Raw genomic sequence first — 20,418 nt, 5'->3', positions numbered from 1 at the left:
AGGATGGCGAACAGGTCACCGGGGATCGAACGTTCTTCGCCGATCACGTCCGGTGGTCCGCATCCAAAACGAGGGGAGGTGAACGACAAATGAACCTGATTCGCGCTTGGAAGGACCCGGAGTACCGGGCCACTCTCGCCGACGCTCCGGCCAACCCGGCCGGTCTGGTCGAGCTGGCCGACGATCAGCTCGACGGCGTCGCCGGCGGTACCACGTGGGCCTGCGCCACGATCACCCTGACCGTCACGGTGTGCTCGCCCACCGGGACGCTCTGCGGCAGTTGCAACATGGGTACGCGCGGCTGCTGCTGAGCCGTCGCCATCACATCAAGGAGTGATGTTCGTGGACGTAGTGCGCTCTTGGAAGGACGCCGAGTACCGGTTGTCCCTCGGGAGTGAGGCCCCCGCCCATCCGTCGGGCGACGGCCTCACCGCAATCACCGATGAGGAGCTGACCGAAGTCAACGGTGCGGGCACCGGTGTCCTCGGCACTCTCGGGTGCTGCTGGTGCTTGCCGTGGTACTCAGGCTGGACCGTCTGCGGTCTCGCCTGCGACCCCGGTACGCCCTGTAAGTAAGCCTAGCAGCTTACCGAAGAAATGACGCGGCCGGCAGGGGGTCAATTCGGGCCTCTGCCGGCCGCGTTCCTGTCTCAGGAGGAGAGACGAGAATGCCGCTCGAAGCAACCGATCACGACACCGGCAGGCAAGGCCGGACAGGCCTCCCATGGCACCGGGCGGCCACGCTGGGCGAGAGGGCGGGCGGACGCCCGTCGCGGACCGACACCGTCCGTGGCGAGAAGCGCCTGGCCATGTGGAGGGAACTCGCGCCTCTCAAGGGCGATCGAGCCGGCCTGGACACGCGGCTGGCCCCGCTGGGTGTCACCGCGAGCGAACTGTCCGCGCTGCTCGGTGAGACCGATGAGTCCCTCGCTTCCCGGCTGACGGATGAACCGGAGTGGCACAAGACCTTCCTCCGCTGGTGGGCGGCGGGCAGGGCCGCCACCGACGTCAACCGTCGTCTCGACTCCGACATGGGCCTCCTCGAAGTGATCCGGCCCCTCGTCGAAGGCGCGGTGCACGAACTCGACGCTCTCGTCGAGGAACGGGTCGTGGCTTCGACCGACCCCGTCATGGCCGATCTCGGTCACCTGCTCGACGTGGTGCGCGCGACGGCCCCGGCAGCGGACCTCCTGGGACATGTGCAGCGGACCCTGGTCCTGGAACTGAACATCGCCCGCGTCGAGGACCGGCTGGCGGGCGAGACTCCCGAGGAGCGCTTCGCCTCCTACGTGAATCTGCTGCGCGACGAGGGCAACGCCCTCGCCATCTGGGACGAATACCCGATACTCGCCCGGCTGCTCGTCCATCAGCTCCGGTTCTGGATCGACACCCGTGTGGAGCTGATCGAAGCGCTCGTCGCCGATCTGCCCCTCCTGCGCGAGGGCATGCTCGCCGGGGCCGGCCCCGAGCGCCTCGAACGAATAGAGTTCGGCGCCGGTGACAAGCACCGCCGCGGCCGGTCGGTCGCGATCGTCAGTTTCGACACCGGCTCGCTGGTGTTCAAACCCCGTTCGCTGGCCATGGACGTCGCGTTCGACCGCCTTCTCGACTGGGTCAACCGGCAGCGCCCGCCGCACGATCTCGCCCGCATAGGCATTCTCGACCGCGGTGAGCACGGCTGGGTGGAACTCGTCGACACCTCGGCGACCACGGACGCCGAAGGCGGCGACCGCTACGCGTGGCGGCTGGGCGGACTGACGGCGCTGCTGTACCTGCTGCATGCCACCGACTTCCACTTCGAGAACGTCCTCGCCGCGGGCGAGCACCCGGTTCTCATCGACTTGGAAGCACTGCTGCACAGCGACAAGACCGCTGCCGTCGTGAAGATCGACGGCGAGACGGACATCGCCGCGGTCACGCTCGCCAACTCGGTCCAGTCGGTCGGCATCCTCCCCAACCGTCTGCTCGTACGCGGTGAGGACGGAACCTTCGGGCTCGACGTCAGTGGGCTGGCCGGGCACGGCGGTCAGCTCACGCCGATGCCGGTGCCCACCTGGGAGGACAGCGGCACCGACCGGATGCGGCTGGTCAAGCGCCGCATGGAGATGGACGCCGAGCGCAATCACCCGATGACCGCCGACGGCGAACCGATCGACCTGATCGGACGCGTCGACGTGTTCGTGGACGGTTTCACCCACGTCTACCGGCTCCTCGAAGCCGCACGCGACGAACTCCTCGGCCCGGCCGGGCCGATCGCGGCCTTCGGATCCGTGAAGACCCGGCTCATCGCCCGCCCCACCCACATCTACGGCCGCCTGCTGCTGGAGAGCACCCACCCGGACTTCCTGCGTGACGGACTCGACCACGCACGGTCGCTGGCCCGACTGGCCGGCGGCCACACCGAGATGCCGGACTGCCGCAACGCGATGGTCCTGGACGAGATCGCCGAACTGTCGCTCGGGGACATTCCCATGTTCACCGTCGACGCCGACACCGGTGCCCTGCGCGGCGGGCTCGACGACGCACGGATCGGCACGCGTACCCCGGCACCGCTGACCGCCGTACGCGAGCGTCTCACCGCGCTCGGCGACGATGATCTCGCCTTCCAGGAACGCGTCATCCGTTCCAGCGTCGCCGCCACCGTCATGGGCGACGACGAAGCGCGCTGGCCCAACTGGCAGCGTGCCCGGATGCAGAGCCCGGCGGACTCAGGGGACTTCGCCGAGGAGGCCCTGCGCATCGCACGCCGGCTCTCTAGCCTCTGCGTCCGCGACGAGCACGGGCTGGGCTGGATCGGCCTCGACCTGGTGGACGAGAAGTACTGGCAGTACGCCCCCGCCCCGATCGGCCTGTACACCGGCACCGCCGGCATCGCGCACGCGCTCGACGCGGTCGCGGCCGTGTCCGGCGACGCGGAGATCGGCGAGCTGGCGCAGGCCGCCTTCGACCAGGTCGCCAAGCGCTCGCTGCTCGTCGCCGAGACCCTGGCCGGACTGGAGAAGAAGCCCGGCCCGGCCGACCTCGGTATCGGCGCCTTCGGCCCCTTCGGCGGAGCGATGTACGCCCTGGCGCATGCAGCCGCCCGCCACGGTCGCCGGCACTACGCCGAGGCTGCCGCCGCACTGCTGCCCGCCATCGGTGAACTCATCGCCGAAGAACCTCTGCTGGACGTGGTGTCCGGATCGGCAGGGGCGATCCTGTCGCTGTTGTCGCTGGAATCCGCCGCGCCCGGATGCGGTGCCGTCGAGCTCGCGGTGCGCTGCGCCGACCGGCTCCTCACCACCCGGCGGGAGACGGGTGACGGCTGGGGCTGGATCACTCCGATCAACCCCGAGGCGCCGCTGGCCGGGTTCTCCCACGGCGCGTCCGGCATCGCGTACGCGCTCGCACGGCTCGACCAGGTGGCCGCCCGCCCGGAGTACGCGCAGGCCGTACACCACGCGCTGCGTTACGAGTCGACCGTCTATGATCCCGGTCTGCGGACCTGGCGCGACCTGCGTCCGGCCAACCTCGGCGGCCGGACGGTCATGAACGCCTGGTGCCATGGTGCCCCGGGCATCGCGATGGCCCGCACCGAATTCCAGCGGATGGGAATCGCGCCGGAGCTCGCCGAAACGATCGAACGCGACAGGCACAGGGCCGTGCTCGCATCCATATCCACCGGATTCGACCTCGACCCGGTGTCCGGTCTGGGCAACCACAGCCTGTGCCACGGCGACGTCGGCAACCTCCTCCTCATCGAGGCGAGCTGCGACCCGGACACGGAGCCAGAGGTTGCCGAGCTGGTGCCCCCGGTATGGAACACGCTGCTGCACGAGGGCCGTGAGAACGGCTGGCTCTGCGGTGTCCCGAACGGTGTGGAGACCCCCGGACTGATGACCGGACTCGCCGGCATCGCCTGGGGCCTGGCACGCAAGGCCGACCCCGCACAGGTGCCGGACCTGCTGACGTTGAGCGGGCCGACGGGGGAGGAACGGGCACGTTGAACGCCAAGACCACGGCACCCGCCGCATCGGACGGTGCCCTCGCCGAGGGCGTCTACCGCCCGAGCATGGTGGCCGCCTACCGGGCCAACCCCCGCGGTCCGGCCCGAACCGGCTTCGACGTCGAACGCATGACGCCGCGGTGGCGGTGGGCGCTGATCGGCGCGCTGATCATCGCCGCCACCGTGCTGGCGGGGCTGTTCGTGAGGGTTCCGGTCGGTCCGACCGGGGCCCTCGCCGGGGTCGCCAAGGGCAATGCCGTCCTCGCGTTCCCGAAGTTCACGCCTCCGGCGAAGGGCACCGATGTCGTCCTGCGCCTGGGCGAGAACCGGACGGTGACCGGGCGCGTCAAGGATTTCCAGCCCGGACAGGGAGGCACCCAGATCACCATGGTGCTCGTCGAACTGCGCGCCGGTGAATCTCTCGACGACATGAAGGACGGTACGCAGGTGGCCATCGACCAGGGCACCAGGCCGCTGCTGCTCGACATCCTGGACGGGGGCGGAAAGAAGTGAGGATCGGACGCCGCCGGGTTCCCGTACGCCTGCAGTCCACATCGGTCGAATGCGGTGTCGCCGCTCTGGCGATGGTGCTCGCCCACCACGGCAGACACACCACGGTCGCCGAGCTGCGCGACCGCATGGTCCTGGCCCGTGACGGGGCCAGCGCCGCCTCCATCGCCCGGCACGCGCGCGAACTCGGCATGAAGGTCAAGGCCTTCCGCGCCGAACCGCACGCTCTGGCGGGGCTGTCGATGCCAGTGATCGCTCACTGGGGGATGAACCACTTCGTGGTGATCGAACGCATCACCCGCAGTGGCGCCGACATCGTCGACCCCGCATCCGGGCGGCGCCGCATCACCCATGCGGAGCTCGACGCGTCGTTCACGGGCGTGGCTCTGGAACTGGAGCCGACCGACGCGCTCGAACGACGCACCGGGGGCGAGGCCGGACTGTGGTCCTTCGTCAGACCGTTCCTGCCGCGCTCGGTCAGCGTGCTGTCGGCCATCGTCGGGGCTTCGGTCCTCCTGACCGTGTTCGGGCTGCTCCCGGCCTTCCTGACCGCCTACGTCGTCGACCGCGTGCTGCCCGGCCGCCAGGAGAGCACCCTCCTGATCCTGGTGGCCGGCCTCGCCGCCTACACCGTGAGCCACGCGATGATGACGCTGGCGCGGGCCGAGCTCCTGCTGTGGCTCCAGACCCGCATGGACTGGTCGATGATGGGCTCGTTCCTCAGGCACCTGATGTCGCTGCCGTACCAGTTCTTCCAACTGCGCACCGGCGGTGACCTCCTCGTCCGCGTGTCGAGCATGGCCTATGTACGTGATGCGGTCTCCAGCCAGCTGCTCGCCGTCTTCCTCGATGTGGCCCTGCTGGGCATCTACCTCGTGGTGATCGGATTCAAGTCGCTGCTGTTCGTCGCCGCGATCCTGGCCATCGCCGCCGTCCAGCTCGCCGTCATGTTCTTCTCGGCGCCGACCGCACAGCGCCTGACCGAGCGCGAACTCCAATCACTCGGTGAGGCACAGAGCACCCTCCTGGAAGCGGTGACCAGTGCCGAGACGGTGAAGTCGTCCGGAGCCGAACACGTCGTCGTCGAGCGCTGGTCACAGAAGTTCACCGAACAGCTGGCCTCATCGGTACGCAGAAGCAGGCTCGACAACGCGATCGACAGCGTCCTGGGCATGCTCGGAACGGCGTCACCCCTGCTGATGCTCGTTCTCGGTGCCTCGCTCGTGTTCAGCGACAACCTCTCCCTCGGCGAGATGCTCGCCCTGATCGCCCTCGCCGGGGCAGCGCTGTCCCCGGTGGCGCAACTGGGCCGCAGCATCAAGACGTTCCAGACCATCCGGGTCCACCTCGACCGGCTGCGCGACGTACTCAACGAGCCGTCCGAGAGCGTCGGCCAGGGGGACAAGACGGTCACCCTGGACGAGCCGATCAAGCTGACGGACGTCAGCTTCCGGTATTCCGGGGACGGCCCGGAGGCTCTCTCGGACATCTCGCTCACGGTCAACCCGGGCGAGAAGATCGCCATCGTCGGCAGCAGTGGCTCGGGGAAGTCCACCCTGGCGCGCCTCATCCTCGGCCTCTACGACCCCACCGACGGGCAGATCACCTACGGCGAGACGCCTCTGATCGACATCGACCTGGGACATCTGCGGCGCCAGTGCGGTGTGGTCACCCAGGACGCCGACATCTTCAGCGGTTCGGTGCTGAGCAACATCGCACTGGTGAAACCCGAGGCGAACCTGGACGACGTCGTCGCCGCCGCCCGTCTCGCGGCCGTCCACGACGACATCACGCGCATGCCGATGGGCTACGAGACGATCCTCGGCGAGGGCGGCAGCGGACTGTCCGGCGGTCAGCGGCAAAGGATCGCCCTGGCCCGTGCCGTCGTGCACCGGCCGCGCGTACTCCTCCTGGACGAGGCCAGCAGCCATCTGGACGCCACGACCGAGGCAGTCGTGCACGAGAACCTCTCGGAGCTCGACTGCACCCGCATCGTCATCGCGCACCGCCTGAGCACGGTTCGGGATGCCGATCGCATCCTCGTCCTCGACCGGGGCCGGATCGTCGAGGACGGACGGCACGAGGAACTGATCGCGCTCGGCGGGACCTACGCCACACTGGTCGACCAGCAGCTCGTCCATGACTGATCCGGCGGACGCGTCCGCGGTGCGACCGCGTGGGTACGCCATGCTCAAGGGGTGACGACCATGAATCGCCTCCGGGCGGAACTCACGGCGCGGCTGCGCAACCTGGCCGTGCTGGAGCTTGCGAACACCGTCTGGATCGGCTGGGTGGTGTTCGTGACGCTGGACGCCCCGATGAGCGCGGCGAACGCCGTCGGGTACGGGCTGGCGGCCGCGCACCTGGTCATCGGTGCGCTGTACTGGGCCGCGAAGCTGCGCCAGTTGGGTGCGGGACTGTCCCGGCCACCTCTGATGGGGGTGTTCCGGTGGCTGCGACCGGTGTGCGCGGTGGGCCTGGCGGCGGGTCTCGTGGTGATCGCGACGGCCCTTGCCGACAGGCCGCGAGGGATCGAGGTGGTGCCGGGGGCAGTCCTGTACGGGCTGGCCGCGGCCGAGTACGTCAACTACTTCCAGTGGCAGCTGATGCACGACACCCGTGCCGACTTGCGCAGGCTGCTGCGCACTCGGCGAGTGCGCCGGTCGCACCTCTACGAGGACATACGCGTGCACCGGAACCCACAGGCGGCCCGGTAGCCGTCTGCGGGCGGCCTGCACGGAGCGCGGTTCGCTCCCTGCCGGCCCGAGCCGAAAGACAAAGAGAGGACCGCTTCCATGGCGGGAAAAGGGCCGAACAGCGAGTCGGGCACGATCGAGGTGAAAGGCCTGACGAAGCGATACCGGGGTGTGGTGGCCGTCGACAACCTGTCGTTCACGGTCGCGCCGCGGCGCGTGACGGGCTTCCTCGGCCCCAATGGCGCGGGCAAGACGACCACGCTGCGCATGCTGCTCAGTCTGGCGGCTCCCAGCGCCGGCACCGCGACCATCGGCGGATACCGGTACGAGGAACTGGCGGAACCGCTGAAGACGGTCGGCGCGATGCTCGACGAATCGGGGGCGCACAAGAGCCGTACCGGCCGCGACCACCTGCGTGTCCAGTGCGCGGCGGCCGGGCTGCCCGCGCGCAAGGCCGACGAGGTGCTCGACCTCGTCGGGCTGACGCCGGCCGCCCGGCGACGGTACGGAGAGTACTCGCTCGGTATGCGGCAACGGCTCAATCTCGCACAGGCGCTGCTGGGCGACCCGGCCGTGCTCGTCCTCGACGAGCCGGCCAACGGGCTGGACCCCGAAGGGATCGCATGGATGCGTGAACTCCTGCGGAACTTCGCCGCCGAGGGGCGCACCGTGCTCGTCTCCAGTCACCTCATTTCCGAGGTCGAGCAGACCGCCGACGACCTGGTGATCATCAACCGGGGAAGGCTGGTGGCGCAGGGCGCGACCCGTGAGGTCGTCAGCGGTCTGAGCAGGGCGCGACGGGTACGGGTCCGGGTTTCGCGCACCGTGGACCTGGAGGCGGCGCTCACCTCCGCGGGCGCAACCGTCACGGCCGGTGTTCCCGGCGGCGAAGAGGTGCTGCTGGTGTCCGGCCTCGAAACAGCCGCGGTGTCCTCGCTCGCCGCAGCCCACGGCGGAGAGCTGTACGAACTGGCCGAGGAGAAGCGCGATCTGGAACACGCGTTTTTGCACCTCACGGGCGGAGAGGCGACGATCCGATGACAGGTCTGATCGGCAGCGAGCTGCTGAAACTGCGGACCGTACGCACCTGGTGGACCGTCGGTGCCGCAATGGCCGGGACGACGCTTCTGATGGCGTCGTGGTACTGCTGGCAGGCCACCAACTTCATGCAGCCCTTCGAGGACTACCTGGCGGGCGCGATCCTGACTCCCCGTCAGGACATGTCGGCGGAGCAGATCGCCACCATGCACCGGCTCTGGGAGACGCAGGGCGATGTCGGCCATATCGCCGCGACCATATACACGTCCGGACAGGCGGTCGGCCTGCTCCTGGCAGGAGTGCTGGCCGTCCTGCTGGTGACCGACGAGTACCAGCACCGCACCCTGACCGCCACGTTCCTGGCGACCCCGCGCCGGGGCCGCGTCATCGCGGCCAAGCTGGCCGTCGTGGTCATCGCCTCCGCCGGACTGTGGCTGGTGTCCACCGTCGTCGATCTCGTGGTCGGAACCGTCTTCCTGACGTCCCGAGATGTGGGACTCCAGCTCGGCAGCCCGGACGTGGTGTCCGCGGTGCTGCTGAACCTGGCCGCGTACGTCGTCTGGGGTGTGTTCGGCTTCGGCCTCGGCGTGCTCATCCGCAACCAGGTGATCGCCACCGTCACCGCGACGGCGTTGTACTTCCTCACCTCGGTCGTGGTCGCCTTCGCCTTCCGGGCCATCCATGAACTCGTGATCGAAGAGGACTGGGTGCTGAAGGTCCAAGTGATCATTCCCGGTGTGGCCTCCCAGATCATGACCACTCCCGGTGAACTCTTCGCCGGTGCCCCGGCGCAGTGGACCGGCGCGGTGGTCCTGGTCGCGTACGGCCTGACCGCCGGCCTTGTGGGAACAGTCCTCCTGCGCAGACGGGATGTGGTGTGAGGGCGTCGACGCGGCGCTCTCACACCGTCCAGGCACTCAGCCTCCCCTGGTGAACGGGGAGGCTGACGTGTGTTCAGGACAGGTGCGAGCCGTCCTCCGCTCTGGGGGACTGTACGGATGCCGCGACGAGCCGCCAGGCCTTGCGGCTGTCCCAGGTCAGCGCCGCGGCCCTCATCGCCTCGATGCCCGGAGGCAGGTCGAGGCCCAGGTCGTCGGCGAACAGAGCCTGACAGCGCTTGATCACATCCAGTGCACTCGAGGCGTCGCCCTTGATGCAGTGGACTGCGGCCAGCAGCTCCCAGAAGCGCTGACGGTAGGGCACTTCGGCGATCGCGCTTTCGATCTGATAGCCGAGCACCGCAGTGTGGTCAGCAAGGATGCAGGCGGTGAACAGGTCCTGATACGCGTCGAAGCGGGCGTTGTTGAGCCCGGCGACGTGCGCGCTGAACCAGCGTGTCGGCGGCAGGTCCTGACCGAACGGCCCACGCCACAGCGTGATGGCTTCCTCCAGTGACGCGATGGCAGCGTCGAGGTCGCCGCACAGGAGATGGGTCCGGCCGGTACGTGCCGCCTTGGCGAACCTGGTCAGGTCGAGCTCGTCCGGCTCGATGTGGAGCCGGTACCCGCAATGACCTCCCCGATAGGTGTGTAACCTTTCACTGAGTCCCCGCTGGGTCCCGTCGAGGTCGCGTCGCAGGCCCGTGAGATGGCTGCGGATGTTCGCCGTGGCGGAAGCCGGGGGCTCGTCCCACAGCAGTTCGGCGAACTCGGAAATGGTGATCGGCCGCCCGGTCCGGAGCAGGAGAGCGGTGAGGACGGCGCGCCGGACGGGCGAGATCATCCGGTTGTCGCCCTGGACGAGCAACGGACCGAGAATGCTGAAGCGCGCGCTGCATATTTCACCAGACTGCATGACGGTCCAACAGGCCTGACGCGGGACGCGAGCCGCCCGGGTATCGGAGCGCCCGGCAAGAGGAACAGCCCCGAAGGCCGTGCCGCGGGCCGCCCGGACGGTGCGGCAGCCGTCGGCTCTCCCGCCCCGGTCCGGTGGACACACCCCGGAACACTGCTGCGGCAGACGACACCACGGAGTGCGGATCGCTCTGCCGAACGACGGTCAACAACCCCGGTCCAGGGCGTCCGCCGTGCAGCCGCCGTGGACACGGGTTCTGCTCGTAGGACCTGCTGGCGCGCCGACACCTGGTGCCGTGGTGGATTCCGCCGCTGTCGGCGCGCTGTGGATCGTCATCGTTGATCTCCTCCCGCTTGGTCAGGGCAGGGGGGAGCGCATTGCACCATGCCTGGATTGCTCGTGTCCCCCGTTGATCTCCAATCTTGCCACGAGGGTCCGAAGTCAGCCATGGTTCTGCGCGACCGGTGTGAGTGCTGTGAGGGCAGACCCTTCTCTGTGTCCCCTTTGTGGATGCAATGTGGTCCGTTCAGCGAATCCTGGGGAACCGCCCAGTACGGACACGTGCCGGTCGGTCTGCGCGGTTGACGGACCGACCACGGCGAACCAAGTGGCCGGTGGCCGGAATTGAGTCCCAGGCACGAACCAGTGCCGTGCCGGGCGTCACGAGCCGGTGAACCTTTCAAGTCACAGCACCAGGCGGGCCCACCCCGTGACAGGCCGAGGGGCCCGTCCCCGCGATCGTCTCGCGGGAACGGGCCCCTGTTCGTACGGCAGCGGGTCAGGCCTCGAAGACCTCGGCGACCAGCTGGGCCTGCTCGGCCTGGTGGCGCTTGGCCGAGCCGACCGCCGGGGACGAGCTGTGCGGGCGCGAGATGCGGCGCAGGCGCTCACCGTGCGGGACATCGGCGCCGACGGCCAGGTCCAGGTGGTCGATCAGGTTCAGGGCGATGAACGGCCAGGCACCCTGGTTGGCCGGCTCCTCCTGGGTCCAGAGGTACTTCTCGGCGTTCGGGTACTTGGCGATCTCGGCCTGGAGCTCGGCACCCGGCAGCGGGTACAGGCGCTCCAGACGGATGATCGCGGTGTCCGTGACGCCGCGCTTCGCACGCTCGGCCTCCAGGTCGTAGTAGACCTTGCCGGCGCAGAAGACGACCTTGCGGACGTCGGCCGGGTTCACCGAGTCGTCGCCGATCACCGGGCGGAAGCCGCCGGTGGTGAACTCCTCCACCTTCGACGCGGCCGCCTTGAGGCGGAGCATCGACTTCGGGGTGAAGACGATCAGCGGCTTGTGGTGCGGGTTGTGCACCTGCCACCGCAGGAGGTGGAAGTAGTTCGACGGCAGGGTCGGCATGGCGACCGTCATGTTGTTCTGCGCGCACAGCGTGAGGAAGCGCTCCGGGCGGGCGGACGAGTGGTCCGGGCCCTGGCCCTCGTAGCCGTGCGGCAGCAGCAGCGTGACGCCGGAGGTCTGACCCCACTTCTGCTCGGCCGAGGAGATGAACTCGTCGACGACGGTCTGCGCGCCGTTGACGAAGTCACCGAACTGGGCCTCCCAGACGACCAGCGACTCCGGGCGGGCCAGCGAGTAGCCGTACTCGAAGCCCATCGCCGCGTACTCGCTGAGCAGCGAGTCGTAGACGTTGTAACGGGCCTGCTCGTCGGAGAGGTAGAGCAGCGGGGTGTAGTCCTCGCCGGTCACCTGGTCGACGAGGACCGCGTGGCGCTGGCCGAAGGTGCCGCGGCGGGAGTCCTGGCCGGCGAGCCGGACCGGGGTGCCCTCCATCAGCAGCGAACCGATGGCCAGGGTCTCGCCCATGCCCCAGTCGATCGTGCCGTTCTCCACCGAGGCCGCGCGGCGCTGCATCTGCGGCATCAGGCGGGGGTGGACGGTGATCCGGTCGGGGATGTTGACCTGGGACTCCGCGATCACCTTGACGACCTCCGGGGAGACCGCGGTGGTCACGGAGACCGGGAACTCGGGCTGCACCTCGGGGGTGTGCGCCGGAGCCGGCAGCGAGGTGGCCTCGCGGACCTCCGCGAAGACCTTCTCCAGCTGGCCCTGGAAGTCCTGGAGCGCCTGCTCCGCCTCTTCCAGCGTGATGTCGCCGCGACCGATGAGGGACTCGGTGTACAGCTTGCGCACCGAGCGCTTCTTGTCGATCAGGGTGTACATCTGCGGGTTGGTGAACTCCGGGTTGTCGCCCTCGTTGTGACCGCGGCGGCGGTAGCAGATGAGGTCGATCACGACGTCCTTGTTGAACGCCTGGCGGAACTCGAAGGCGAGCCGCGCGACGCGGACGACGGCCTCGGGGTCGTCGCCGTTGACGTGGATGATCGGCGCCTCGATCATGCGCGCCACGTCGGTGGCGTACATCGAGGAGCGCGAGGACTCCGGGGCGGCGGTGAAGCCGACCTGGTTGTTGATCACCACGTGCACGGTGCCGCCGGTGCGGTAGCCGCGCAGCTGCGACATGTTGAGCGTCTCGGCGACGACGCCCTGGCCCGCGAAGGCCGCGTCGCCGTGGAGCGCCACGGGCAGGACCGTGAAGTCCGTGCCGCCCTTGTTGATGATGTCCTGCTTGGCGCGGGCGATGCCCTCCAGGACCGGGTCGACCGCCTCCAGGTGCGAGGGGTTGGCGGCCAGCGAGACCTTGATCTGCTCGCCGTCCAGACCGGTGAAGGTGCCCTCGGCGCCCAGGTGGTACTTGACGTCGCCGGAGCCGTGCATCGACCGGGGGTCGAGATTGCCCTCGAACTCGCGGAAGATCTGGGCGTACGACTTGCCCACGATGTTGGCGAGGACGTTGAGCCGGCCACGGTGGGCCATGCCGATGACGACCTCGTCGAGGCGGGCCTCGGCGGCGGAGTCGATGACCGCGTCGAGCAGCGGGATGACGGACTCGCCGCCCTCCAGCGAGAACCGCTTCTGGCCGACGTACTTGGTCTGCAGGAACGTCTCGAACGCCTCGGCTGCGTTCAGCCGGCGCAGGATGCGCAGCTGCTCCTCGCGCTCGGGCTGCTGGGCACGCGGGCGCTCCACCCGGTCCTGGAGCCACTTGCGCTGCTTCGGGTCCTGGATGTGCATGAACTCGATGCCGGTGGTGCGGCAGTACGACTCGCGCAGCACACCGAGGATGTCGCGGAGCTTCATCATCGACTTGCCGGCGAAACCGCCGACCGCGAAGTCCCGCTCCAGGTCCCACAGGGTGAGGCCGTGCTCGGTGATGTCCAGGTCGGGGTGCTTGCGCTGGCGGTACTCCAGCGGGTCGGTGTCGGCCATGACGTGGCCGCGGACCCGGTAGGAGTGGATCAGCTCGAAGACCCGCGCGGCCTTGGTCACGTCGTTGTCGTGCGAGGCGTCGATGTCCGTGAGCCAGCGGACCGGCTCGTACGGGATGCGCAGCGACTTGAAGATCTCGTCGTAGAACTCGTTCTCGCCGAGCAGGAGCTGGGCGACGATCCGCAGGAACTCGCCGGAGGCGGCGCCCTGGATGACCCGGTGGTCGTACGTCGAGGTCAGCGTCATGATCTTGGAGATGCCCAGCTTGTTCAGGGTGTCCTGCGAGGTGCCCTGGAACTCGGCCGGGTAGTCCATCGCGCCGACGCCCATGATGAGGCCCTGGCCGGGCATCAGGCGGGGCACCGAGTGGACGGTGCCGATGCCGCCGGGGTTGGTCAGCGAGGCGGTGACGCCGGTGAAGTCGTCCATGCCGAGCTTGCCGTTGCGGGCGCGGCGGACGATGTCCTCGTAGGCCTGCCAGAACTCGAAGAAGTTGAGCGTCTCGGCCTTCTTGATGGCCGCGACGACCAGCTGGCGGTCGCCGTTCGGCTTCACCAGGTCGATGGCGAGACCGAGGTTCACGTGCTCCGGCTTGACCAGGGTCGGCTTGCCGTCCTTCACCGCGAAGGAGTGGTTCATCGCCGGCATGGCCTTGAGGGCCTGCACCATCGCGTACCCGATGAGGTGCGTGAAGGAGATCTTCCCGCCCCGGGCGCGCTTGAGGTGGTTGTTGATGACGATGCGGTTGTCGAAGAGCAGCTTCACCGGGACGGCGCGGACGGACGTGGCCGTCGGCAGCTCCAGCGAGGCGTTCATGTTCTTCGCGACGGCGGCCGAGGGGCCCCGCAGCGTCACGTACTCGGGGCCCTCCGGGGTCTCGGTGGCCGGCGCTGCCGCGGCCTTGGCCGGAGCGGCGGCCTTCGCGGCCGGAGCCGGAGCGGCCTTCGCCGGAGCGGCCGGGGCCGCCGGAGCGGCGGTGGGGGCGGCCTGTGCGGGGGCCGGGGCGGGGGCGGCCGGGGCCGGGGCCTGCGCAGGGGCGGCCTGGGCGGATGCGGCCGGGGCGGGGGTCACCGCAGCTCCTGTTGCCGGGGCGCCGGGAACGGGCTTGTCCGCCGTGCCGGAGGTACCCGGCTTGTAGTCGGCGAAGAAGTCCCACCAGGCGCGATCGACCGAATTGGGATCCTGGAGGTACTGCTGGTAGATCTCGTCGACGAGCCACTCATTGGGCCCGAAAGCAGCGGCCGGGTTCGTACCCGGGCCGGCTTGTTCGGTCGAGATGCTCGAGTTACTGGGGGACTGAGACGACACGGCGGCAACCGCCCTCTTCCGCTTCACAAGGTGATGGACAGCGGAAATCAAGGCTACGCCTCCCCGGCCGTTCCTCGCAGGCCGGGCCGGTCTTCGTCGCGCAAGTCACATTGGAAGGCGGGTTTCGGTGCAGGAATTGGCGGGAAACATGCACGGTTCCGCTTCACTTTGGGTACGCGGGACCGCGGCTACGGCCCCCTGGGTCGTACCCCCCTGAACGGAACGCGCAGAAGCTGCCCTTCCGGTTCGAACCCTATGTCAACCTCGCGGTTGCGGTACCCCTGGAAGAGTGACTTGAATGCGGCAACCGCGAACGGATTCGGCCACACCGATGCGCCCGCCGTGCAGATCCACCGCCCAGCGGGCGATCGCCAGGCCGAGGCCCGTACCGCCGTCGCTGCCCGGACCGTGCGGGGAGGGCACCTCGCCGCGGTTGAAACGCTCGAAGACCCGGTGCCGCTCGGACTCCGGAATGCCCGGTCCCTCGTCCAGGACCTCCAGCGTCAGGGACTCCGGGCCGGGCCCGCGCCGCGCCAGCACGGTGACCCGGCCGTGCGGCGGGCTGTGCTTGACGGCGTTGTCGATCAGATTGGCCACCACCTGGTGCAGACGTTCCGCATCCGCGTGCGCGGTCAGCTCCGGCGGCGACACGTCCAGATGCAGATGGACGTCCTTGCGCATGTGGTTCCCGGAACCGGACGACAGCCGGCGGTGCGAGACGGCGAGATTCGCCTCCTTCAGCACGCCCGACAGATACGGCCACACCTCGAAACGGCGGGCCTTGAGCGTGACCACCCCGTTGTCCAGGCGGGACAGGTCCAGCAGCGTCTCCACCAGCCTGCCGAGCCGCTCCGTCTGCTTCAGTGCGGTACGCATCGTCTCGGGATCGGCCGAGGACACCCCGTCCACGACGTTCTCCAGCACGGCTCTCAGTGCCGCGATGGGTGTGCGCAGCTCGTGCGAGACATTGGCGACCAGCTCCTTGCGATGCCGGTCCACGGCCTCCAGATCGTCCGCCATGCGGTTGATCGTCTGGGCCAGGTCGCCGAGCTCGTCGCGCCGGTCGGCGCCGCTCACCCGTCTGGTGTAGTCGCCGTGCGATATCGACCGGGCCACCTTGGTCATCTCGTCCAGCGGCGCGGTCAGGCCGTGGGCCACGAACTGGGTGATCAGCAGGGTCGCGATCACCGAGAACACCGTGATGAACCGCAGCTCGGTCCTGGTGCGCACGGCCACCATCAGCAGCCCGGTGGTGATGAACACCGAGACCACGACGAGCGTGCTCATCTTGGCCTTGACCGAGAAAGGACGCAGTCCGGAACCGGGCCGGGTCATGGAGCCGGCGTCTCCAGGGCGTAACCCACACCGTGCACCGTACGGATCCGCTCCGCACCGATCTTCCGGCGCAGCGCCTTGATGTGGCTGTCGACCGTACGGGTGCCGGAGGCGTCCGCCCAGTCCCAGACCTCGGCCAGCAGCTGCTCCCGGGAGAGCACCGCACGCGGCGTATTGGCCAGACAGACCAGCAGGTCGAACTCGGTCGGCGTGAGGTGGACGTCGTCGGCGCGCACCCTGACCCGGCGCTGCGCGTGATCGATCTCCAGCTCGCCCAGGCGCAGGATCCCGCTGCGCGGCGTCACCGCGGCCAGCGCCGCGCGCTCGACCCGGCGCAGCAGGACGTGGACCCGGGCCGCCAGCTCGCGCATCGAGAACGGCTTGGTCATGTAGTCGTCGGCGCCGACGCCGAGGCCGACCAGCATGTCCGTCTCGTCGTCCCGGGCGGTCAGCATCAGCACCGGCACCGGCCGCTGGGCCTGCACACGGCGGCAGACCTCCAGGCCGTCGAAACCGGGAAGCATGATGTCGAGCACCATCAGATCCGGCTGCCACGCCTCGGCCGCGTCCACCGCCGCCGGACCGTCGAGTGCGGTCTGCACCAGAAAGCCCTCGGCCCGCAGCCGGGCGGAAATGGCGTCGACGATCGTGGCGTCGTCCTCGACCACCAGCACCCGGCGCTGCGCGCCAGGGGTGGCCGCGACGCCGGTCTGGGTGGTGTTTGTCTGTTCCATCGCCCCGCCCCTGCCCCGTTCTCACGGGGGCCATTCCCCCGGACGCACGGTCTTCGCTTGTGGATTTCGTGGGTGATCCCGTTACCGGTCAGCAGCGTAAAGGCAGCGGACTGCTCTCGGCTACGCAGGGTGTAACGGCTCGGCTGCAAGGAAGTGGCGGAGTGTCGGTCTTGTGGCGCTTGGCCCCCGGGCAGCGGGGGCCGGTCATCCCCGGAGGGGGCCTCAGTCCGTCCGAAGTGCGAGATGCACCACGTCGGGCACACCTCGGGCAACAGCGATCTCTTCGGTTCTTACCCCATCGAATCCGGCATTCCGCAGGGCCTGTTCGAAGTCGGCGGACGGCTGCGCGGACCACACTGCGAGAACACCCCCCGGTGTCAGCCGCTCCCGGCAGTCCGCCAGGCCGGCGGGGGAGTACAGGCTCGTGTTGTCCTCGGTGACGGTCCAGTCCGGTCCGTTGTCGATGTCCAGACACAGGGCGTCGTAACGGTCCGTAGTCGTCCCCAGATACTCGACCAGATCCGTCGGCAGGATCCCCGTCCGTGGATCGGCGAGTGCCGCGCCCGAGATCGCGGCCAGCGGCCCCTCCAGGTGCCAGTCCACGATCGCCTGTTCCCGCTCGGCCACGACGATCCGTCCCCACCGCGGCTCGGCGGCGGCCCGGACGAGCGAGAATCCGACGCCGAGCCCCCCGATGAGCACCGACGGGGCGGTCCTGTCGGCGGGCAGGGCGGCCAGCGCCGCGTCGATCAGCAGCCGCTCGGAGCGCCCGTCCGAGGTGTCCATCAGGAAGCACCCGTTGGCGATGATCTCGAAGTCGTCACCCCGCTCCCGCAGAACGACCTCGCCGTACGGGCCTTCGCGGCGGTCGAGGGTGACGGGGGCGTCGGAGCGGTGGACGTCGGGCATGGTGCGGGTCTCCGGTGGACGGCGGACAGGGTCCCCGCCATCCTGTCCGGTCGGCGCGGCCGGAGGCCAGCGGATTGCCGGAACCGGCCGCGCGGCTACCCGCGCTCCGGACGCGCCCCGCGCACCACGAGGAGCGCCGCGCCGACCGCGTACGCCGTCACCGCCACCGCCCACGCCGCCTCCTGCGGACCCGGCTGCATCGGCCAGGCCCACACCGCCGCCGCGCCGCCCGGGGTGCGGGGCGCCGCCAGGTAGACGGCGCCGCCGTAGACCGTCATCGGCAGCCAGCTCAGCCGGGCACCGAGCAGGGCGGCGGCGGCCGCGGCCACCCCGGTCGCGCCGAGCAGGTTGCGCACCATGGCCGGTGCGCCGAACGCCTCCGGGTGCCCCGGGACCGCCGCCGCGAGTGCCCCTGCCGCCGGCACGGTCAGCGCCAGCAGATGCAGCAGCCGGCGCGGCCACCAGCGGCCCACGGCGGTCCGGTCCAGCTCGTCGGAGTGCGCGTGCAGGCTGGTACCGATCGCGGCGGAGGCGAGCAGCGGGGCCAGCACGACGACCGGGACGCGGGCGGTGTGGTCGAAGTACGGCTGGTCCTGCAGCCAGTGGGCGGCCCAGGCGGCGACGAGGACGATGCCGGTCAGGGTGGCGAGAGTGAGGGGGAGGGCACGGGAGCGGATGTAGAGGAGAGGGAGGACCGCGTGGGCCGGGCGAGTGCTCACAGGGCCGGCACCTCCGTGGGCATGCAGCTCTTCCGGGTGGCCAGGTAGCGGCCGAGCCAGGCCTTGCGGTCGGCGTCGGGCATGGCCTCGAGACGGGTGACGAGGGGGCGGGCTTCCGGGTCCCACGTGGAGTCCCCGTCGGCCAGCCAGGTGCGTACGGCGTCGTCCGTGAGATCCACCTGCTTTCCCCCCTCGCGTCTGCTCCGGTGCGAATGGTTCGAACAGTCGCGCAGCGTCAGGCTCAGCGCGGTTTCCGAGGCGTACGCCCGAGGGTCGGTCAGTTTGTTCCGCGTGATGCCCCAGCCGCGCATGACGTGCGCCAGGGCGGCTTCGTCGTCCTTCGGGTCGAACGTGGATTCCACGTATCTGACCGGTGCGCCCGGGACCCCCTCCAACCGCGAGAACATTCCGGCCAGGGCAGCGGACGCACTGGGCAGCACCGGTGCGTCGGGCGCCGCCACACAGAGCTGCGGCGTGCCGGGTGCCGGCGTCGAGCAGACCCGGCGCGTCGCGGCCGGATCGTCCCGGAACAGGTGGTCGCCCGTCGGCACGATCACCGCGCCCGCCGTGACCGCCAGCGCGAGCGGTACGACGGCCAGCAGGCGCCGCCGGGCCGTGTACGCGAGCAGCACGGTGGCGGCGATGCCACCCGTCCAGGCCAGCAGGACCGGAGCGAACCACCACACCGGCACGGACCCTTCGAGCATGTACTGCTCGGCGGGGCTCAGGAACCGGGCATTCGATTCCACATAGCCCGGGGCCCCCAGGAGCACGTAGCAGACGGCCGCGAGCACCGGGGCGATCAGCCGCCACCGCACCAGCCGCCCGACCACGAAGCCGACGAAGCCGATGGACAGCAGGAGACCGAGATCCGTGACCACGACCGAGAGGGACGGACCGCCCGCCCCGGTGTACGGAGCCGTCGCCGCGAACACCACGGCCAGCGCGAGCAGATACCCCGCCGCCGCCCACAGCACGATCGGCGTCACGGCCGTCATCACCTGCGCCGGCCGGCTGCGCGGGACCGAGAGCAGCAGTTCGGCGGTGCGTCGGCGGTGCTCCCGGCCGCCCTGCCAGCAGGCGGCCGCGGCGACGAGCGGGCCGCCGAGCAGTGCCGCCGCCGCATGCAGTTGGTCCTGCGTCTGACCCCAGCCCCCCTGCCACTGGGCCGCCTTGCTCCACAGTGGAACGAGAAGCGTGAGTGCGGTGGCGAGCCCCGCCCAGGGGGCGATCCCGCGCCGGAGTTCGGTCCGCAGGGCGGTGTACGTCCGGCGGGGCGCCGGTGCTTCGGAGGCCGTCATCGGTTCGCCACCGCCGCCCGGTGCGCCCGCAGTGCCGCGGTGTAGCCGCGCTCGATCGGGTTGCCGTCCGGCCGCTGCGCCTCGCCGTCCTCGGTGCCGCCGAGGTCCGTCAGCTCCTGCGTCGTACCCCGGTACGCGATCCGGCCCGCCTCGATCAGGGTGACATCGGTGCAGGCCGCGGCGATGTCCTCGACCAGGTGGGTCGAGACGATCACGGTGGTGGTGCGGCCCAGCTCCCGTATCAGCGCCCGGAACTCGACCCGCTGCTCGGGGTCGAGACCGGCGGTCGGTTCGTCGAGCAGCAGCAGGTCCGGATCGTTGACGATTGCCTGGGCGATGCCGACGCGCCGCACCATGCCGCCCGACAGGGTCTTCACCTTGGCGTCGATCCGGTCCGCCAGACCCACCCGGTCCACCGCGTGTTCCACGGCGGCCGGGACCGCCGCCGCGTCCATCTCCTTGAGCCAGGCCACGTAGGAGACGAACTCGCGGACGGTGAAGCCCGGGTAGTAGCCGAACTCCTGCGGCAGATAGCCGAGCCTGCGCCGGACCTCCGCCCGGCCGCGGTGGTCCGACCCGGCGCCGACCTCCTGGCCGAGCAGTTCCACCCGGCCGGCGGAGGGCGCGGCGACGGTGGCCAGCACCCGGATCAGCGAGGTCTTGCCCGCGCCGTTCGGTCCGAGCAGCCCGTGCACACCGGGCGCGAAGTCGAGGTCGACGGCGTCCAGCGCGGTCGTCCTGCGGTGCCGGACGGTCAGTGCCCTGACCTCGACCGTGTTCACGGCCTCGATGCCGCTCATGCGTTCACG

General features: G+C 69.8%; 16 protein-coding genes. 8 read left to right on the top strand and 8 right to left on the bottom strand.

The features are described 5' to 3' along the window. Nucleotides 1-89: 89 nt before the first annotated feature. The 8 genes from IE107_RS07265 (at nucleotide 90) to IE107_RS07230 (ending at nucleotide 9,110) form a co-directional block, all read left to right on the top strand. Nucleotides 90-311, top strand: a complete 222-nt coding sequence (locus IE107_RS07265; RefSeq protein ID WP_189542286.1) for a mersacidin/lichenicidin family type 2 lantibiotic — start codon at nucleotides 90-92, stop codon at nucleotides 309-311. Between the two features lie 25 nt (nucleotides 312-336). Next, nucleotides 337-576 carry a mersacidin/lichenicidin family type 2 lantibiotic gene (locus IE107_RS07260; RefSeq protein WP_189542284.1) on the top strand — a complete coding sequence of 80 codons (240 nt, stop codon included), beginning with the start codon at nucleotides 337-339 and terminating at the stop codon, nucleotides 574-576. A 92-nt stretch (nucleotides 577-668) separates the two neighbouring features. Continuing rightward, the gene (locus tag IE107_RS07255; protein WP_189542282.1) at nucleotides 669-3,986 is read left to right on the top strand and encodes a type 2 lanthipeptide synthetase LanM family protein; all 3,318 of its coding nucleotides are present in this window, start codon (nucleotides 669-671) and stop codon (nucleotides 3,984-3,986) included. Further along, nucleotides 3,983-4,498, top strand: a complete 516-nt coding sequence (locus IE107_RS07250) for a hypothetical protein (RefSeq protein ID WP_189542279.1) — start codon at nucleotides 3,983-3,985, stop codon at nucleotides 4,496-4,498. The genes IE107_RS07255 and IE107_RS07250 overlap by 4 nt, the downstream gene beginning before the upstream one ends. Continuing rightward, complete coding sequence (locus tag IE107_RS07245; RefSeq protein WP_189542278.1) at nucleotides 4,495-6,642, top strand: peptidase domain-containing ABC transporter; 2,148 nt, start codon at nucleotides 4,495-4,497, stop codon at nucleotides 6,640-6,642. The genes IE107_RS07250 and IE107_RS07245 overlap by 4 nt, the downstream gene beginning before the upstream one ends. A 60-nt stretch (nucleotides 6,643-6,702) precedes the next feature. Continuing rightward, nucleotides 6,703-7,212, top strand: coding sequence for a multidrug transporter (locus tag IE107_RS07240; RefSeq protein ID WP_229866748.1), 510 nt, complete (start codon nucleotides 6,703-6,705; stop codon nucleotides 7,210-7,212). 78 nt (nucleotides 7,213-7,290) lie between these two features. Then, nucleotides 7,291-8,232, top strand: a complete 942-nt coding sequence (locus IE107_RS07235; RefSeq protein ID WP_189542275.1) for an ABC transporter ATP-binding protein — start codon at nucleotides 7,291-7,293, stop codon at nucleotides 8,230-8,232. Next, on the top strand, nucleotides 8,229-9,110 hold the full coding sequence (locus tag IE107_RS07230; RefSeq protein ID WP_189542273.1) for an ABC transporter permease subunit: 882 nt from the start codon (nucleotides 8,229-8,231) through the stop codon (nucleotides 9,108-9,110). The genes IE107_RS07235 and IE107_RS07230 overlap by 4 nt, the downstream gene beginning before the upstream one ends. Nucleotides 9,111-9,183: 73 nt before the next feature. Here IE107_RS07230 and IE107_RS07225 read toward each other — a convergent pair whose 3' ends face one another. From IE107_RS07225 to IE107_RS07190, 8 genes are all read right to left on the bottom strand, one after another. After that, a complete protein-coding gene (locus IE107_RS07225) occupies nucleotides 9,184-9,975 on the bottom strand; it encodes an AfsR/SARP family transcriptional regulator (protein WP_229866747.1) in 792 nt (263 codons plus the stop codon). Between the two features lie 826 nt (nucleotides 9,976-10,801). After that, nucleotides 10,802-14,611 (bottom strand): multifunctional oxoglutarate decarboxylase/oxoglutarate dehydrogenase thiamine pyrophosphate-binding subunit/dihydrolipoyllysine-residue succinyltransferase subunit, encoded by a 3,810-nt coding sequence (locus tag IE107_RS07220; protein WP_189542269.1) that lies wholly within the window; start codon nucleotides 14,609-14,611, stop codon nucleotides 10,802-10,804. A gap of 258 nt (nucleotides 14,612-14,869) precedes the next feature. After that, nucleotides 14,870-15,946 (bottom strand): HAMP domain-containing sensor histidine kinase, encoded by a 1,077-nt coding sequence (locus tag IE107_RS07215; protein ID WP_189542267.1) that lies wholly within the window; start codon nucleotides 15,944-15,946, stop codon nucleotides 14,870-14,872. Then, on the bottom strand, nucleotides 15,943-16,680 hold the full coding sequence (locus IE107_RS07210) for a response regulator transcription factor (protein WP_189542265.1): 738 nt from the start codon (nucleotides 16,678-16,680) through the stop codon (nucleotides 15,943-15,945). Before IE107_RS07210 ends, IE107_RS07215 begins: the two co-directional genes overlap by 4 nt. A 222-nt stretch (nucleotides 16,681-16,902) precedes the next feature. Continuing rightward, nucleotides 16,903-17,589: a spermidine synthase family protein gene (locus IE107_RS07205; protein WP_189542263.1), complete on the bottom strand. Its 687-nt coding sequence runs from the start codon at nucleotides 17,587-17,589 to the stop codon at nucleotides 16,903-16,905. A 95-nt stretch (nucleotides 17,590-17,684) separates the two neighbouring features. Next, a complete protein-coding gene (locus IE107_RS07200) occupies nucleotides 17,685-18,308 on the bottom strand; it encodes a hypothetical protein (protein WP_189542262.1) in 624 nt (207 codons plus the stop codon). Then, on the bottom strand, nucleotides 18,305-19,609 hold the full coding sequence (locus IE107_RS07195) for a hypothetical protein (RefSeq protein ID WP_189542260.1): 1,305 nt from the start codon (nucleotides 19,607-19,609) through the stop codon (nucleotides 18,305-18,307). Before IE107_RS07195 ends, IE107_RS07200 begins: the two co-directional genes overlap by 4 nt. Then, nucleotides 19,606-20,409, bottom strand: a complete 804-nt coding sequence (locus IE107_RS07190; RefSeq protein ID WP_189542258.1) for an ABC transporter ATP-binding protein — start codon at nucleotides 20,407-20,409, stop codon at nucleotides 19,606-19,608. Before IE107_RS07190 ends, IE107_RS07195 begins: the two co-directional genes overlap by 4 nt. Between the last annotated feature and the right edge of the window lie 9 nt (nucleotides 20,410-20,418).

Source organism: Streptomyces gelaticus (genome assembly GCF_014649535.1).
In the GTDB taxonomy this organism is placed as follows: Bacteria; Actinomycetota; Actinomycetes; order Streptomycetales; family Streptomycetaceae; genus Streptomyces; species Streptomyces gelaticus.
The sequence above is the reverse complement of the archived record's forward strand: the minus strand, read 5'-3'. Positions and strand labels throughout refer to the sequence as shown.

Coding starts and splice junctions, on each gene's coding strand:
- IE107_RS07205 (WP_189542263.1), bottom strand. CDS start 17,589: ATGCCCGACGTCCACCGCTCCGACGCCCCCGTCACCCTCGACCGCCGC.
- IE107_RS07265 (WP_189542286.1), top strand. CDS start 90: ATGAACCTGATTCGCGCTTGGAAGGACCCGGAGTACCGGGCCACTCTC.
- IE107_RS07215 (WP_189542267.1), bottom strand. CDS start 15,946: ATGACCCGGCCCGGTTCCGGACTGCGTCCTTTCTCGGTCAAGGCCAAG.
- IE107_RS07240 (WP_229866748.1), top strand. CDS start 6,703: ATGAATCGCCTCCGGGCGGAACTCACGGCGCGGCTGCGCAACCTGGCC.
- IE107_RS07190 (WP_189542258.1), bottom strand. CDS start 20,409: ATGAGCGGCATCGAGGCCGTGAACACGGTCGAGGTCAGGGCACTGACC.
- IE107_RS07210 (WP_189542265.1), bottom strand. CDS start 16,680: ATGGAACAGACAAACACCACCCAGACCGGCGTCGCGGCCACCCCTGGC.
- IE107_RS07255 (WP_189542282.1), top strand. CDS start 669: ATGCCGCTCGAAGCAACCGATCACGACACCGGCAGGCAAGGCCGGACA.
- IE107_RS07260 (WP_189542284.1), top strand. CDS start 337: ATGTTCGTGGACGTAGTGCGCTCTTGGAAGGACGCCGAGTACCGGTTG.
- IE107_RS07235 (WP_189542275.1), top strand. CDS start 7,291: ATGGCGGGAAAAGGGCCGAACAGCGAGTCGGGCACGATCGAGGTGAAA.
- IE107_RS07230 (WP_189542273.1), top strand. CDS start 8,229: ATGACAGGTCTGATCGGCAGCGAGCTGCTGAAACTGCGGACCGTACGC.
- IE107_RS07195 (WP_189542260.1), bottom strand. CDS start 19,609: ATGACGGCCTCCGAAGCACCGGCGCCCCGCCGGACGTACACCGCCCTG.